Annotated in this window: 13 protein-coding genes and 1 pseudogene; 5 read left to right on the forward strand and 9 right to left on the reverse strand. The window is 60.5% G+C overall.

The annotated features are described in order from the left end of the window. Positions 1-4 precede the first annotated feature (4 nt). The 3 genes from ACZ5U1_RS04510 (at position 5) to mazG (ending at position 2977) form a co-directional block, all read left to right on the forward strand. On the forward strand, positions 5-631 hold the full coding sequence (locus ACZ5U1_RS04510) for a retropepsin-like aspartic protease family protein (protein WP_464779559.1): 627 nt from the start codon (positions 5-7) through the stop codon (positions 629-631). Then, positions 628-1929 (forward strand): MFS transporter, encoded by a 1302-nt coding sequence (locus ACZ5U1_RS04515; RefSeq protein WP_464779560.1) that lies wholly within the window; start codon positions 628-630, stop codon positions 1927-1929. Before ACZ5U1_RS04510 ends, ACZ5U1_RS04515 begins: the two co-directional genes overlap by 4 nt. A 259-nt stretch (positions 1930-2188) precedes the next feature. Then, positions 2189-2977, forward strand: coding sequence for a nucleoside triphosphate pyrophosphohydrolase (mazG, locus tag ACZ5U1_RS04520; protein WP_464779561.1), 789 nt, complete (start codon positions 2189-2191; stop codon positions 2975-2977). Positions 2978-2981: 4 nt separating this feature from the next. Here mazG and hflX read toward each other — a convergent pair whose 3' ends face one another. The 7 genes from hflX to dusB form a co-directional block, all read right to left on the reverse strand. Next, on the reverse strand, positions 2982-4313 hold the full coding sequence (gene hflX, locus ACZ5U1_RS04525; protein WP_464779562.1) for a GTPase HflX: 1332 nt from the start codon (positions 4311-4313) through the stop codon (positions 2982-2984). Between the two features lie 65 nt (positions 4314-4378). Continuing rightward, on the reverse strand, positions 4379-4861 hold the full coding sequence (gene hfq, locus ACZ5U1_RS04530; RefSeq protein ID WP_464779563.1) for an RNA chaperone Hfq: 483 nt from the start codon (positions 4859-4861) through the stop codon (positions 4379-4381). 150 nt (positions 4862-5011) lie between these two features. Beyond that, the gene (gene ntrX, locus ACZ5U1_RS04535) at positions 5012-6385 is read right to left on the reverse strand and encodes a nitrogen assimilation response regulator NtrX (RefSeq protein WP_464779564.1); all 1374 of its coding nucleotides are present in this window, start codon (positions 6383-6385) and stop codon (positions 5012-5014) included. After that, complete coding sequence (locus ACZ5U1_RS04540) at positions 6375-8627, reverse strand: sensor histidine kinase (RefSeq protein ID WP_464779565.1); 2253 nt, start codon at positions 8625-8627, stop codon at positions 6375-6377. The genes ntrX and ACZ5U1_RS04540 overlap by 11 nt, the downstream gene beginning before the upstream one ends. A gap of 93 nt (positions 8628-8720) precedes the next feature. Continuing rightward, positions 8721-10163: a nitrogen regulation protein NR(I) gene (gene ntrC, locus ACZ5U1_RS04545; RefSeq protein ID WP_464779566.1), complete on the reverse strand. Its 1443-nt coding sequence runs from the start codon at positions 10161-10163 to the stop codon at positions 8721-8723. Further along, complete coding sequence (locus ACZ5U1_RS04550) at positions 10160-11272, reverse strand: two-component system sensor histidine kinase NtrB (RefSeq protein WP_464779567.1); 1113 nt, start codon at positions 11270-11272, stop codon at positions 10160-10162. The genes ntrC and ACZ5U1_RS04550 overlap by 4 nt, the downstream gene beginning before the upstream one ends. Further along, entirely contained in the window at positions 11269-12288 is a 1020-nt protein-coding gene (gene dusB / locus ACZ5U1_RS04555; protein ID WP_464779959.1) for a tRNA dihydrouridine synthase DusB, read from the reverse strand. Before dusB ends, ACZ5U1_RS04550 begins: the two co-directional genes overlap by 4 nt. A 102-nt stretch (positions 12289-12390) precedes the next feature. Here dusB and ACZ5U1_RS04560 point away from each other — a divergent pair, with 102 nt between their 5' ends. After that, entirely contained in the window at positions 12391-13566 is a 1176-nt protein-coding gene (locus ACZ5U1_RS04560; RefSeq protein WP_464779568.1) for a bifunctional 2-C-methyl-D-erythritol 4-phosphate cytidylyltransferase/2-C-methyl-D-erythritol 2,4-cyclodiphosphate synthase, read from the forward strand. A 4-nt stretch (positions 13567-13570) separates the two neighbouring features. Further along, on the forward strand, positions 13571-14083 hold the full coding sequence (locus tag ACZ5U1_RS04565; protein ID WP_196226101.1) for a CinA family protein: 513 nt from the start codon (positions 13571-13573) through the stop codon (positions 14081-14083). Here the strand turns inward: ACZ5U1_RS04565 and ACZ5U1_RS04570 are convergent. Then, positions 14035-14505 carry a type II toxin-antitoxin system RatA family toxin gene (locus ACZ5U1_RS04570; RefSeq protein ID WP_464779569.1) on the reverse strand — a complete coding sequence of 157 codons (471 nt, stop codon included), beginning with the start codon at positions 14503-14505 and terminating at the stop codon, positions 14035-14037. The genes ACZ5U1_RS04565 and ACZ5U1_RS04570 overlap by 49 nt on opposite strands. A gap of 4 nt (positions 14506-14509) precedes the next feature. Further along, positions 14510-15467 (reverse strand): annotated as a pseudogene (lipA, locus tag ACZ5U1_RS04575) (lipoyl synthase). Between the last annotated feature and the right edge of the window lie 14 nt (positions 15468-15481).

Genomic DNA, 15481 nt, shown 5'->3' on the forward strand with positions numbered 1-15481 from the left:
CGGCATGAATGGGGATCAGGCGGCTTCCAGCATCTGGTATGTGCTCGCGCTTGTTCTCGTCGGCTCCGCCTTGCTGGCTCGCCGCATGCCCATGGCTGGCATGCTCCGCCTTGCACTGGTCTGGGTCGCCATATTCGCGGCCCTGCTGGGATTGTTCAAAATTGGTGAGAAAGCCGGACTTTTCTCTACCAGAATGGCTGGGGAATGGGCAGGGCCGGTTTCGCAGGAAACGCCCCCAACACCGCCTCCTGCCCGCGCCGAAGGTCAGGCACTTCGCATTCCCATGGCGCCTGACGGACATTTCTGGGTCGAAGGAACAGTCAATGGCACTGCCACCCGTTTCCTCATAGACAGCGGCGCCAGCATCACGGCCCTTTCCGTCCCCTCGGCGCGTGCGGCCGGGCTCAATTTTGACCTGAACGCACCGGGCGTGTCGATGATGACCGCCAACGGTCAGATTGACGCCAAGCGTTCCTCCATCTCCACCCTCGCCATCGGCCCAATCCGGTCTAGCGATCTTCCGATCGTCATATCGCCCGCCTTTGGTGAGGTGAACGTCATAGGGATGAACATGCTGTCCCGGCTCAAAAGCTGGGGCGTCGAAAATGGTGAGATGGTGCTGAATCCATGACGGCAACCTTGGCGCTGCGCGCACCGACCCAGCGTGAAAGGTTGAAGGCGATCATCGGCGGTTCCACCGGCAATCTCGTGGAATGGTATGACTGGTACGCCTATGCCGCCTTCACACTCTATTTCGCACCGCATTTCTTCCCGAGCGAAGATCGCACCGCCCAGCTTTTGAGCGCCGCAGGGATATTCGCCGTGGGCTTCCTGATGCGGCCGATCGGCGCTTGGCTGATGGGCATTTATGCTGACCGACATGGACGCAAAAGCGGTCTCACCCTGTCCGTGGCTCTCATGTGCGCGGGTTCGCTGCTTATTGCCGTGACGCCCGGCTATGATGTGATCGGGGTAGGGGCGCCCCTGCTACTCGTCCTTGCCCGCCTGATGCAGGGCCTTTCGATCGGCGGCGAATATGGGGCCAGCGCAACCTATCTGTCTGAAATGGCGGGACGAGATCGGCGCGGCTTCTTCTCAAGCTTTCAATATGTTACGCTTATCGCCGGGCAACTCGTCGCAATTTGCGTGCTGCTTGTCCTTCAGGGCGTGCTGACCACTGCGCAGCTTGATGCCTGGGGATGGCGGATACCTTTCGTGATTGGTGGTGCGCTGGCCGTGATCGTCTTCTGGCTGCGCCGTGGGCTCAGTGAAACGCAGAGCTACCACGCGGCGAAAGCCGAAGGAGCGCCGCGATCCGGCTTTGTCGAGCTCATCACCAAGCATCCTCGCGAAACGCTGACCGTGATGCTGCTCACGGCGGGCGGCACCATCGCTTTCTATGCCTATTCCATCTACATGCAGAAATTCCTGGTGAACACGTCGGGGCTAAGCCGGGAAACAGCATCACAGATCAATGGGATAACCTTGTTCTTTTTCATGTTGTTGCAACCTGTAGCCGGGGCGCTTTCCGACCGGATCGGGCGTAAACCGTTGATGATCGGGTTCGGCATCCTGGGCTTGCTGTTCACTTATCCGATATTCGCCACGCTTGCCGTAACTCGTGATCCCTTGATAGCGGGCCTGCTGGTGATGGCGGGCTTGATCATCGTCACCGGCTACACATCGATCAACGCCGTCGTGAAGGCGGAGCTTTTCCCGGCCCATATCCGCGCTCTTGGCGTCGCGTTGCCATATGCCTTGGCGAACACATTGTTCGGCGGCACGGCCGAATTCGTGGCGCTCTATTTCAAGCAGATCGGCATCGAACAGGCATTTTACATCTATGTAAGCGTCATGATCGCCATATCGCTGATCATCTACATCAAAATGCCCGACACCCGCCGCCACAGCCAAATCCGGGAAGACTGATATGTGGGGGCGTTCACGTCACGAATGTGGGGAGCGCCGCCTTCAGGCAATGCACGGCCCGGTTTTCGGTGGCAGGTGACTATCGGTGACAGCGACTAATTGCCTCTAATTGCTTCATCTGGGTACGCTCCGGAACGGCCACCCCAATTTATATTTAACATAATATATATTATCGTACAAATATCACTCTGGAAGGGATAGCCTTCCCCCAACCAAAACTCTATCTTCTCGCCACCTCCTTCTTGATTTCAGGACCCCCATGTCATCCAGCACCAAAGCGAGCCCCGCCGACATCATGCCGCTCGCCAACGTCATGGCCCGTCTCCGCGATCCGGAAACCGGATGTCCCTGGGATATCCAGCAGGATTTCGCCAGCATCGCGCCCTACACGATCGAGGAAGCCTATGAAGTCGCCGACGCGATCGAACGTAACGACATGCCCGCGCTCTGCGACGAACTCGGCGACCTCCTGCTACAGGTAGCCTTCCACAGTCGCATGGCCGAACAGGTCGGGCACTTCAATCTCCAGGACGTGATCGACGGCGTCACCGACAAGATGATCCGCCGCCATCCGCACATCTTCGGCAAAGGTGCCGAACGCGAACATGGCCATGCCCAATGGGAAGCGATCAAAGCAGCCGAACGCGCCGCCAGGGAACCCGACAGCAGTGCTCTCGCTGGCGTTGCCAACGCGCTCCCCGCACTACTCCGCGCCGAAAAGCTCCAGAAGCGCGCCGCCCGCACAGGTTTCGACTGGCCCGACACCCAAGGTGCGGTCGCGAAGATTGAAGAGGAATTGCAGGAAGTTCACGACGCCACATCGCCCGAAGAACATAAGGAGGAGGTCGGCGACCTGCTGTTTGCTGTCGTCAATCTGGCCCGGCACCTGAAGGTCGATCCGGAAGCCGCGCTACGGGCCGCCAGCGCGAAATTCGAAGCCCGATTCCGCGTCATGGAACAGACCGCTGGCGATCGATTTCAAAGCCTCGACCTTGATGGAAAAGAAGCTCTGTGGCAGCAGGCCAAACGCGAATTGGCCCGCCCTTAATCGATCAAGAACCCGCGCGTTTGCTGAAACGAGCAAAGGCAGAGTCGGACAGCCGAACCTTGACGACAAGCTCGCTATCGACCGTTTCGCTTTCTATCACTTCACCATGCTCGTGCAGCCAGGCAACGGCAGCGCCATCCGCCAACGGCACTCGAAGTTGATGGATTTGCGCGCCAGCAGTCAGTCGGGCGCTTATGCATCGTTGCAGATCATCCACGCCGTCCCCAGTCAGAGCGGAAAGGATCACGACATCTCCGCGCCGCTCCGCAATTTCCCGAAGTTGCGTAGCTTCTTCCTCACCGAGCAGATCAAGTTTATTCCAAGCCTCGATAATCGGGGGAGCGTCGTCCCCTGCTCCGCCCTCAAGAGCGCCCTCACCCGCAACACCAAGCTCACTCAGCACGTCCAGCACATCATCGCGCTGCGCCTCGCTATCGGGATGCGCGATGTCGCGGACATGTATGATGAGGTCAGCGGACAGAACTTCTTCCAGCGTGGCGCGAAACGCCGCAATAAGCTGAGTCGGAAGATCCGACACAAAACCGACAGTGTCCGACAGGATCGCCTTGTCCAATCCCGGTAATGCGATCTGGCGCATGGTGGGGTCCAGCGTCGCGAACAGCAAATCTTCCGCCATGACATCGGCGCCCGTCATGCGGTTGAAAAGCGTGGACTTGCCAGCATTGGTATAACCGACGAGCGCGATCACCGGCCAAGGAGCTCTTTGCCGCCGTGCCCGATGCAGACTGCGGGTACGGGTCACCTGGTCAAGTTCACGCCTGATCTTTGCCATGCGATCCCGGATCATCCGCCGGTCCGCCTCGATCTGCGTTTCACCGGGGCCGCCAAGGAATCCAAAGCCGCCACGCTGCCGTTCAAGGTGGGTCCAACTGCGCACCAGCCTGCCCGCCTGATAATCGAGATGGGCCAGTTCGACCTGAAGGCGTCCCTCATTGGTGGCCGCACGCTCCCCGAAGATTTCCAGGATCAACCCGGTTCGGTCGATCACCTTGGCTTCGGTCGCCTTTTCAAGATTGCTTTGCTGAACCGGGCTCAACGCGTTGTCGACAATCACCAGTTCGGCATCTTCCATCCGCGCAAGCGTTGCGATCTGGTCGACCTGACCACTTCCGAACAAAGTTGCGGGTTTCCGATCCCGCACGCGAAACGCCTGCGCCGCGCGCACGTCTATGCCGATAGCCAGAGCGAGGCCTTTCGCCTCCTCAAGGCGGGCGTCACTATCACGCCTTTCGACGCCGTGAGTTTCAGCGCGCACGACCACGGCCCGCGCGCCACGCGATACTTCGTCGGCAGAGTCCCGGTTGAAGACGGCCATAAGCGCCTAACGCATCAGGCGCCGACCCGCCTCATCAGAAGGCGGGCCGTACCGAAATAGATTGATCAATCCTCGCCCTCGCCTTCGCCACTCAGGTCAAGCGCATGGAGAGGTTGAACAGTGGAGATGGCATGCTTGTAGACAAGCTGCACCATGCCGTCGCGCTCCAGCAGCATGCAGAAAAGATCGAATGCTGCGATCTCGCCCTGCAACATCACGCCGTTGACCAGGAACATGGTCACCGGGCTACCGGACTTGCGAACGGCGCTGAGGAATACTTCCTGAAGCAGTTTGGGCTTTGAATTGCCGTCGCTCGCCTTGCGAAGGTCGGTCAAGTCCATCGACTGAGCGGGCATCACGGTGGAAATCGCGTGCTTGTAGACAAGCTGCGATTGCCCGTCGCGCCGCAACAGAACTGAGAAGTTATCGAACCAGGTGATGATCCCTTGCAGCTTCACGCCCTTGACCAGGAACATGGTCACGGGAGTTTTGCTCTTGCGCAGGTTGTTCAGGAATATGTCCTGAAGATTATTGAGTTTTTCTGCCATGGTCTTCACCTTATTGGCGGGACGTTACCCGCTCTTGCACCCCTGGGCAGGGTGTCTTGCCTGCCCCCGCTCACCGGGGGCAATCAGAAAGCTACCGCAATTGCGAAGGGGCGTCCATGCCCCAGATGGGCTATCGTTCATCCCCTTGCATCAATTGTCTTTTCCATCCGTGATCCCAAGCAGCTTGAGCTTGCGGTGCAATGCAGACCGCTCCATGCCGATGAACGTGGCCGTCCGGGATATGTTGCCGGAAAATCGCCTGATCTGAATGCGCAGATACTCGCGTTCGAAACTTTCGCGTGCTTCCCGCAACGGCGCCCCCATGATCGCGGACTGACCCATCCCTTCGCCTGCGCCATTGCTGGAAAGTTCGCTAGGCAGCATGTCCAGCTCGATCCGGCCAATCCGCTCGCCCGGAGCGAGGATCATTGTCCGTTCGATGACATTGCGCAGCTGGCGAACGTTGCCGGGCCACTCGTTCGCCTGAAGCGCAGCCATGGCGTCACTGGCGATTTCGGGCGACGGCACCCGCCGTTCAGCCGCGAAACGTGCTAGATAATGTTCGACCAGCGGTGGAATGTCGTCTCGCCGTTCCGAGAGGGAAGGGATGATCAGGGGCACGACGTTGAGGCGATAGAACAGGTCTTCCCGGAACCGCCGCTCCTCAATTTCCGCCGCCAGGTCCCGCGCGGTCGAAGAGATGACGCGTACGTCCACCTTCACCTGCCGTTGCCCTCCCACGCGCGTGAAGCTCTGATCCGTCAGAACCCGCAATATCTTGCCCTGCGTCGTGACGGGCATGTCCGCGATCTCGTCAAGGTAAAGCGTGCCGCCATGCGCCTGCTCAAGATAGCCGGGACGCACAAGGCCGCTGGGATCTTCGACGCCGAACAGTTCCTCTTCGACCCGGTCGGGGTCCATTCGCGCCGCCGCGACGATGATAAAGGGCGCGTCGGCCCTCCCGCTCCAGCTGTGAAGCATGCGAGCCGCTACTTCTTTGCCGACGCCCGCAGGACCGGAAATCAGCACCCGGCTGCCCGTGCCCGCGACCTTTTTTATCGTCGCCCGAACCGCATTGATCGCGGCCGACGTGCCCGTGAGTTCGTCATCCTGTCCAAACCGGGCACGCAGGACCTGATTTTCCCGCCGCAATCTCTCGGTCTCTGTAGCGCGCGCGACCAGATGCAACAGCCGGTCGGCCTCGAAAGGCTTTTCGATAAAGTCCGCCGCGCCCTTGCGGATCGCAGCCACGGCCGTGTCGATATTTCCATGCCCTGAAATCATGAGCACCGGAATGGTCGCGTCGCGCTGCTTGATCACGTCGAGCAATTCCAGACCATCCAGCGTCGATCCCTGAAGCCAGACGTCCAGCAGGACCAGCGAAGGACGTCTGGTATCCAGCGCCTCGATCGCGCTGTCGCTGTTGGCGGCAGTGCGAGTGGTAAAGCCCTCATCCTCAAGCACGCCCGCGACCAGATCACGGATGTCCTCTTCATCATCGACTACCAAAATATCAAGCGCCATTGGCTGTCACTTTTCCCTTGGGCAATGCTACGACCTGCCCTTCTTCCAATTTCTCAAGAGCGGCAGTGGGGAAGCGCAACGTAACGCTCGTCCCTCCGCCTTCCGCATCTTCCAGGCGGATCTCACCCATATGTTCCTCGACGATCTTCTTGACGATCGCGAGCCCCAGGCCCGTCCCCTTGCTGCGGGTCGTCATATAGGGTTCCAGCACCCTCTCCCGCTCCGGCGGAAGCCCGATCCCGTCATCGCTGACGTTGATGAGCAGGTTGCCGTCCTCCTGACCGACCGTCATGCGAACATGACCACGGACTCCACCCTCGGCAGGTTCGGGCTTGGGTTCGATAGCCTCCACGGCATTTTTTACGATATTGGTCAGCGCCTGCCCCAACTGCCGCCGGTCGCAAACAAGTTCCATATCATGTGGCCCGCCATGGAATTCAAACTTGACGTCGGGATGTGCCACTTCGTGCAGGAACAGGGCATGACGGGCGATATCCGCAACAGCCTCGCGGCGGAACACAGGTTTGGGCATCCGGGCAAACGAAGAAAATTCATCCACGATCCGTCGCAGGTCGCCTACCTGTCTGACGATGGTCCCGGTCAGGCGAGCGAAGGTGGCCTTGTCGCTCGTCACTTCCTCGGCATAGCGCCGCTGCAAACGCTCGGCCGCGAGCTGGATGGGCGTCAACGGGTTCTTGATCTCATGCGCTATCCGACGAGCCACATCTGACCACGCGGCGCGTCGTTGATCGGACAATTGCTGCGTGATGTCGTCGAACGTCAGGATATGGCGGGACGCGTCCTCCGACACTTTGACGGCCAAGGTCCGTACTTCGCCATGCGCGCGTGTCTGGACAATCCCCGCCCCCTCCTCCGAAGCGATAAGGGCCGCCAGTTCTGGCGAAACGGCGCTCAGCGGTCGCCCTACCGGATCATCGCCGTCCTTCACCAGAATGGCGGCGGCCGAACTGTTGAGAAGCAGGATCACCCCTTCCCTGTCCACCGACAATACGCCTGCGGAAACCCCTGACAGGATGGCTTCGATAAAGGCGCGACGTTCATCCAACTGGCTGTTTGCGGCGACGAGCGCGCCGGTCTGCGCTTCCAACCTCTGGGTCATCCTGTTGAAGGCAGATGCGAGCGTTCCGATTTCATCGCGGGACTGGGGACTGGTAACGCGAGCGGACAGGTCACCTGCCGTCACCCGCCGGGCGGCGGTCACCAACTCATTCACCGGGCGAACCATCCAATCCGCAACTGCCAAAGCGATATAGACCGCTATGCCAACCAGCAGAAGCGATCCCACGAAAAGGGCAACGTTAAATCGTAGCTGAAGGGCGCGTGATTGGGCGGCGAAGATATCATAGTCGGACAGGACCTTCTGGGCGCGCTCCACGTTGCTGAACGCAGTCGAACCGGAATCCCGAGTGGCATAAAGATAGATTTTCGCGCCGGGGTAGAGCAGCGTCACCGCTTCGATCTGGTTTGGCTTCGCGGCGACAACCACATTCTCGCCAGCTTCCAGTCGCTTGATCGCATCGGGTGACAGCATGTCTGAGGCGGGTCGGCTATCCGGATCAACCGTTGCGGCGGTACGCGCCACGCCGTCCTTACCCACTTCAATGATTGCCGAGCGATTGAGCTTTCGTGTGACAACCTGATAAATATAACCTTCGGCAAAACGCGGGCTCGATACCTTCGATTGGCCGAGATAATCCCGCAAGTCGCTCGCCATGGTGACGGTTTCGTCGCCCACCTCGCGAAGATTCTGCTCATAATAGCCGCGCGCAAGGTCGCTGGCATTTTGCAACATTCCGCGCGCGCTGTCCGAAAACCAGAATTGCACGCCATATTGGAACAGCAGTGAGGCAAAGATGACGACCAGCAACATCGGGACGCTGGCCACGATCGAGAAGATGGCCACCAGCCTGACGTGAAGTTGCCCGTCGCTGCCTATCGCGGACTGGGCGGCGCGGCGCTTTGCAACCCGGCGTCCAAGCAGCACGAGAAGCGCAATCGCCGGAACCAGATTTCCCACCAGCAACAACGCGACGATCGGCGGCGTAAGCAGCGTGTAGGACTGGCCCTGGCCCGATAACAGGAAATAGGTGATACCCGCCGTTCCTAGGAACAGCATTAACGTGACCGCCTCTACCAGCGGAGCGAGATGACGTCGAAGGAAGGGCGGAAAATATCTCTTCCATGCCCGACCTCGCCTGGAGAGAGTCACTGCACCTTCCATAGTGGCTTTCTTACAACAACGCCGTGCCTGATCAAACACAGTATTTGGGACAGATTGTCCCTTGGCCGAACACCTGTGTCGTTTCGTCCCGCCTCAGTCGGAAACGCGCAACTGCAGCGGGTCCAAACCATAGTCGGTCAACTTCTTGCGCAACGTGTTACGGTTGATCCCCAGCAACCCGGCGGCCCGGATCTGGTTACCATCCACGCTCGCCAGCGTTTCCTGCAACAGGATCGGTTCGACGACCGCCAGCATATCATCATGCAGGTTCCGATTGGGCTGTCCGATGCCGACCCCCAACTGCCGCTTTGCCCATTCGCGCAAGGCCAGGACCAATTGATCGGCAGGCGCGGCATAATCCGGAGGCACCAGGTCCAGCGGCAAACTGTTGCGCAACACCTCCCCCGCGATCACGGTCTCGCGGCTCAGGACCGCCAGCCTCTGCATCAGGTTCTGAAGCTCACGGACATTGCCTGGCCAATGATAGGCCATCAGCAATTGCGCGGCGTCATCCGACAACGTCTTTCGGGGCAGTCCCTCTTGCGCGGCGCGCTCCAGGAAATGCCTTGCAAGCAGGATCACGTCCTCCCGCCGTTCGCGCAAGGCAGGCAAGGGGATAGGCACGACATTCAGCCGGTAATAAAGATCTTCCCGGAACCTGTTTTCCTCGATCAGCTTGGGAAGGTCCTTGTTCGTCGCCGCCACGATGCGGACATTCACCCGCACCGGCTTCGATCCACCGACCGTCGTCACCTCACCTGATTGCAAGACCCGGAGCAAGCGCGTCTGCGCCTCCATCGGCATGTCGCCGATCTCATCGAGGAATAGGGTTCCACCCTGCGCCTGCTCGAACTTCCCGGCAGTCCGGACATTGGCCCCCGTAAACGCACCCTTCTCATAGCCGAACAGTTCCGCCTCGATCAGTTCGCGCGGAATTGCCGCCATGTTGATGGCGACAAATGGCTTGGTCCGGCGCTGCCCCAGCCCATGGATCGCTTCGGCGACAAGTTCCTTGCCCGTACCCGACTCCCCCAGCACCAGAATGCTAAGATCGTTGGACAATACCCGCGCGATCGTCCGGTAAACCTCCTGCATGGCGGGAGATCGTCCGACGAGGGGCAGCCCGTCATGCGGAAGGCCATCCTCCTGATTGCCCTCCTCGGCCTTGTTCATGCCCAGGGCGTCCCCCACCGCCCGCGCTAATTCATTGAGGTCGAACGGCTTGGGAAGATATTCGAAGGCCCCCTTCTCCGTGGCCCGGATCGCAGTGTTCAAAGTGTTCTGCGCCGACAATATGATCACGCTAAGGCCCGGCCTGCGCTCCAGGATCTCCGCGACGCCGTCCAAGCCATCTCCATCCGGCAGCATGACGTCAGTTATGAGTACATCCGGCGCAAAACTGTCGATGAGGGCGCTACGCTCCCGAATGGACGAGGCGGTCTTTACCTTATGCCCCTGCCGACGCAGCGCTTCCCCGACCACCATGCAAATGGCGGGATCGTCATCGACGACCAGAATGGACCCTGTGGTCGTCATGCGCCCATCCCCATGGGAAGCAGGATACGGAACGTCGATTCGCCCGCGTCTGGATCGCGTGAATATTGGACGAACCCATTCATGTCCCGCACCAGCTTATCCACCAATGCCAGCCCCAGCCCCTGTCCGTCGCGCTTGCCCGTGATGAAGGGGTTGAACAGGTGATCCAATATATGTTCAGGCACGCCCGGCCCATTATCGATGACCAGTATCTCGATCGGCAGTACCGCGCTGCCCTTTCCATCGCCCAGCACGACCGATACGCCATGGCGGAACGCGGTTTCAACGCGGATGCAGGGTTCTTCGATGCCATCCAGCGCCTCAGCGGCATTTTTCAGCAGGTTGAGCATGATCTGTACAAGTGCATCGTCATTGATGACGGCAAATGGCAATGACGGATCATAACGCTTTATGATCCTCATATTTTTTGCAAAACCGGCAGCGGCGATGTTGGCCGCGCGATCGATCATGGGGTAGATGTTGCCCGGTCGGCATTCCAGCCTGTGATCGGTCGTGAAGTCCTGCATGCGGTCGATCAGGGCGGCGATCCGATCGACCTCATTGCAGATCAACTGGGTCAGCACGGCGTCGCGTCCATCGTTGCCGGACTCCAAAAGCTGCGCGGCGCCACGGATGCCCGACAGCGGGTTCTTGATCTCATGGGCCAATATGGCTGCGGCGCCCATGGCCGATCGCGCGCCGCCCGGGGTGCCACGATGACCAATTTGCCGCGCGTGGCTTTGAGCGTGGATTGACACCACGCGCCACCCTTCATGATCGACAATCGGCGCGATCATCAGATCGACTTCCATCTCCGCCGTTCGCCCCGCATGCACCTTGACGTCATAAGCGGCGATTGGCTTGCTGCTATGCCAAATGTCGAAGCGAGAGCTCGCATCCGCCATGCGAACCGTGCGCGTGACATCACTTCCCACGATCGCGGATCGGGCCATGTTGAGCAAAGTTTCCGCCCGGACATTCGCATCGGCAATGCTGTTGTCCGGCGCCACGATCAATGTCGCCACGGGGAGTGCGATCATCAATTCCGACGGCGATGGCCCGTCCTGCTGCATCTGGGGCGGCGGGACAGTCGTCAGTGGCATGGTCATGCCGCCTTGCGCGTCTCGATCGCTCCGTCCTGCGTAATCAGCGGCTCGTAAAAGCGCGCCAGCATATCCAGCACCACGTCGCCATCCGGCTCCTGATTGACAGCGTTACGAAACTCCGCCGATCCGGTGAGCCCCTTTGTATACCAACCGATATGCTTGCGAGCCATGTTGACGCCCGTCAGGCCGTCATAATGCTCGATCATCGCACGATAATGCTCTGTTATCAGATGATATTGTTCGGCTAGCGAAGGATCGGGAAGACGCTGGCCCGTGCGGAACCAGTGCATCACCTGTCCGATCAGCCAAGGCCGACCATAGGCGCCCCGACCGATCATGACGCCGTCCGCGCCACTCTGCTCCAGCGCTGTTTCCGCATCTTCGATCGAGCAGATATCCCCATTGACGATCACGGGCAGCGACACTGCATCCTTCACATTCCGCACGAACGCCCAATCGGCGCTACCCTTGTACATCTGGCAGCGCGTCCGCCCATGCACAGTGATCATCTTCGCCCCCAGATCCTGCGCAATCCGCGCCAGTTCAGGGGCATTGAGGCTGGCATGATCCCACCCCATGCGCATCTTGACGGTCACCGGCACATCGACGGCTTTCACCGTCGCCTCGATCAGCGCAGCGGCCAGAGGCAGGTCGCGCATCAGCGCGCTACCGGCATCGCCGTTCACGACCTTCTTGACCGGGCAACCCATATTGATGTCGATGATCGCCGCGCCGCGATCCGCATTCAGCTTCGCGGCTTCGGCCATTTCCTGTGGAGAGCAGCCCGCAAGTTGCATCGACACCGGCTCCTCCACCGGATGCCAGGCCGCCTTCTGCAAAGACTGCCGCGTCTCGCGGATCATCGCCGCGCTCGCGATCATCTCCGTCACGTTCAGACCCGATCCGTAACGGCGTACCAGCGTGCGGAACGGCATATCCGTGACGCCAGTCATCGGCGCCAGGATCACGGGCATGTCGATCGTCACCGGACCAACGGAGATGGGGGAAATTATGCGCATCACCAGCTTTGCCTAAAAAACAGGCAGCCCTTAGCGGAAAAGCGGCGATGCGGCAAGCAAGCCGTCTGGCGGAGCGGCCCGCCGTTCGCTACACGCGCTGCGATGACAGGGAGCAATCACAGGGTCGCCGCGCTGGTGCTCGCCGCCGGACAGGGCAGTCGCGCCGGGGGCGGTACACCCAAGCAATTCCGTCACATCGGGGGCAAGGCCGTCATCGCCCACTCCGTTCAGGCACTCGCGGCTCATCCGTTGTTAGGTGCGGTCTACCTGGTCATCGGCGCCGGGCAGGAGGAAACAGTCCGGTCCCTGATTGAAGAGGATCAGATCACGTCCATCGTACAGGGTGCAGACAGCCGCCGCGGATCGGTTCGCGCGGGACTTGAGGCTATCGCCGCCGCCGGTGGTGCCGATAGGGTGCTGATCCACGATGCTGCCCGTCCTTTCCTGTCCGCTTCCATGATCGATCAACTCCTGGCCGCGCTCGATTCTGCGCCGGGTGCCATCCCCGCCCTCCCCGTCGCCGACACGTTGGTAAGGTCGGCGGGCGATCTGGCAGGCGACATTGTCGATCGATCGGCGCTCTTCCGGGTGCAAACCCCGCAAGCATTTCACTTCGACGCCATCCTCACCGCGCATCGCAACTGGGACAATGGCCGCGAAGCCACCGATGATGCCCAGATGCTGCGTCACGCGGGTCATGACGTCACGCTGGTTCCCGGCGACGAAAGGTTGGAAAAATTGACCTATCCCCAGGATTTTATCCGGGCCGAAACCCTGCTGGCATCGCAACGAACGACCCGCGTCGGCATGGGCTATGATGTGCACCGGCTCGCTGCGGACGAGGAGCTTTGGCTTTGCGGCATTCAGGTTCCCCATGAAAAGGGACTCGCGGGGCACAGCGATGCGGATGTTGCGATCCACGCGATCGTGGACGCCATGCTCGGCGCTCTTGCCGAAGGGGACATCGGCAGCCACTTCCCTCCATCCGACCCGCAATGGCGCGGCGCGGCATCCTCCCGATTCCTCGAATATGCCGGAGAACGTGTAGCATCACGGGACGGCCGCATCGACCATATCGACATCACGATCATTTGTGAGGCGCCGAAGATCGGCCCCCATCGCGATGCAATGCGCCAGCGGATCAGCGATCTCCTCGGCATCCCCCTCGACCGGGTCAGCGTGAAGGCCACCACCACCGAACGCCTGGGCTTTGCCGGACGCCGCGAAGGCATCGCTGCACAAGCCGTTGCAACCATCTCCCTCCCCGCGCTATTCTAACCCCATGCCAGATCGCATCCTCCCTGCCCCGTTGGTGGACCTCGCCGAGCGGGTCATCATCGCCAATCGCCGCGCTGGCCGCACCATCGCCGTTGCGGAAAGCTGCACCGGCGGCCTTGTGTCCGCTGCCCTCACCGAAATCGCCGGCTCTTCGGAGGTTTTTGAAGCGGGATTCATCACCTATTCCAATGATATGAAGAATGAGCTGCTGAAGGTTTCTCAGGATGTGCTGGAAACCTTCGGGGCCGTTTCCATCGCGACCGCCTGGGCAATGGCGCAGGGCGCCCTCACCAAAAGCCACGCCAATGTCGCCGTTGCCATTACGGGCATCGCTGGCCCCGGCGGCGGATCAGAGCAAAAGCCGGTCGGCACCGTCGTTTTCGCCCGCGCCGAACGAGGCGGCAACCCGGACAAGGTCGTCGCTGACATGCGCCATTTTGAGGATAGCGGCCGGGGCGGCGTGCGCCTTCAGGCGGCGCTTTGCGCGCTTGAGCTTCTGCTGCCCGAGTCGCCGTAAAGTTCCGCCGCGCGCATTTCGAACGCGCCGATCATCTTGCGCAGCGCCTTGTCGAACATCTGCCCGGCGATCATCTCGAACAGCCGATTCTTGAACTCAAATTCAACCTCGAAATCGACAAGCACGCCACCCTTCCCGTCATCGCGGAACCGCCACTGGTTGTGCAGGTGCTTGAGCGGGCCTTCCAGATAATCCACGCGCACGAAATCAGGCCGGTGCTTGTGCACGCGCGACGTGAAGCTTTCCTTGATGCCTTTGAAGCCGACGATCATGTCGGCGACCATCTCCGAATCACTGTCCTGGCGAACGCGGATGGCGCTGATCCAAGGCAGGAATTCGGGATAGGCCGCCACGTTCGAAACAAGGTCGAACATCTGGTCAGGCGTGTAGGGAAGTGGCCTTGTTTCGTGATGCTTCGGCATGTTTTCAGCGCGCTGCCCGTGCCAACTGAGCCTCACGCGCCGCCCGCATCTCGGCGAAGTCCTTACCCGCATGATAGCTGGAACGGGTCAGCGGGCTGGATGCCACCTGTAAAAATCCCTTGGCGCGCGCGATCCCTGCATAGGCATTGAACGCCGCAGGCGTCACGAACTCCATCACCTTGGCATGCTTCGGCGTGGGCTGCAGATATTGCCCCATGGTCAGGAAATCGATGTCGGCCGATCGCATGTCGTCCATCACCTGATGGACCTCCAGACGCTCTTCGCCCAGGCCCAGCATGATCCCCGACTTGGTGAAGATCGACGGGTCCAGCCTCTTCACCGTCTCCAGCAACCGCAGCGACGCATAGTAGCGGGCGCCGGGGCGAATCGTCGGATACAGACGCGGCACCGTCTCAAGGTTATGGTTGTAGACGTCCGGCCGCGCAGCCACGATCATCTCGACTGCGCGTTCATGCTTGTTCCGGAAATCCGGGGTCAAAATCTCGATGGTCGTGTCCGGAGTCGTCCGCCGCAACGCTTCGATCACCTTCACGAACTGCGACGCCCCGCCATCGGGCAAGTCATCGCGGTCGACCGAGGTGATGACGATATGCTCCAACCCCATCTCCGCGCAGGCATCGGCCAGATTCTGCGGCTCGTTCGGATCGACCTTGCGCGGCATGCCGGTCTTGACGTTGCAGAAGGTGCAGGCCCGCGTGCACACGTCGCCCAGGATCATCACGGTCGCATGCTTCTTGGTCCAGCATTCCCCGATATTCGGGCAAGCCGCCTCTTCGCAGACCGTGGCCAGCCCCTTTTCCCGCATCAGCTTTCGGGTTTCGTTATAGCCCGGACTCGTCGGCGCCTTCACCCTGATCCAATCGGGCTTGCGCGCACGTTGCGGAGTGGCTTGCACAGGTAGCGGAGCGGTGTCTGTCATGCGCCATCAAATAGCGATGCATGCCCACTCTTGCCA

It is taken from the genome of Sphingobium sp. TomTYG72, assembly GCF_055394715.1.

What these genes read in the sequence shown, in the direction of transcription:
- ACZ5U1_RS04510 (WP_464779559.1), top strand. Translation starts at nt 5, where the DNA reads ATGAATGGGGATCAGGCGGCTTCCAGCATCTGGTATGTGCTCGCGCTT.
- ACZ5U1_RS04515 (WP_464779560.1), top strand. Translation starts at nt 628, where the DNA reads ATGACGGCAACCTTGGCGCTGCGCGCACCGACCCAGCGTGAAAGGTTG.
- mazG (WP_464779561.1), top strand. Translation starts at nt 2,189, where the DNA reads ATGTCATCCAGCACCAAAGCGAGCCCCGCCGACATCATGCCGCTCGCC.
- hflX (WP_464779562.1), bottom strand. Translation starts at nt 4,313, where the DNA reads ATGGCCGTCTTCAACCGGGACTCTGCCGACGAAGTATCGCGTGGCGCG.
- hfq (WP_464779563.1), bottom strand. Translation starts at nt 4,861, where the DNA reads ATGGCAGAAAAACTCAATAATCTTCAGGACATATTCCTGAACAACCTG.
- ntrX (WP_464779564.1), bottom strand. Translation starts at nt 6,385, where the DNA reads ATGGCGCTTGATATTTTGGTAGTCGATGATGAAGAGGACATCCGTGAT.
- ACZ5U1_RS04540 (WP_464779565.1), bottom strand. Translation starts at nt 8,627, where the DNA reads ATGGAAGGTGCAGTGACTCTCTCCAGGCGAGGTCGGGCATGGAAGAGA.
- ntrC (WP_464779566.1), bottom strand. Translation starts at nt 10,163, where the DNA reads ATGACGACCACAGGGTCCATTCTGGTCGTCGATGACGATCCCGCCATT.
- ACZ5U1_RS04550 (WP_464779567.1), bottom strand. Translation starts at nt 11,272, where the DNA reads ATGACCATGCCACTGACGACTGTCCCGCCGCCCCAGATGCAGCAGGAC.
- dusB (WP_464779959.1), bottom strand. Translation starts at nt 12,288, where the DNA reads ATGCGCATAATTTCCCCCATCTCCGTTGGTCCGGTGACGATCGACATG.
- ACZ5U1_RS04560 (WP_464779568.1), top strand. Translation starts at nt 12,391, where the DNA reads ATGACAGGGAGCAATCACAGGGTCGCCGCGCTGGTGCTCGCCGCCGGA.
- ACZ5U1_RS04565 (WP_196226101.1), top strand. Translation starts at nt 13,571, where the DNA reads ATGCCAGATCGCATCCTCCCTGCCCCGTTGGTGGACCTCGCCGAGCGG.
- ACZ5U1_RS04570 (WP_464779569.1), bottom strand. Translation starts at nt 14,505, where the DNA reads ATGCCGAAGCATCACGAAACAAGGCCACTTCCCTACACGCCTGACCAG.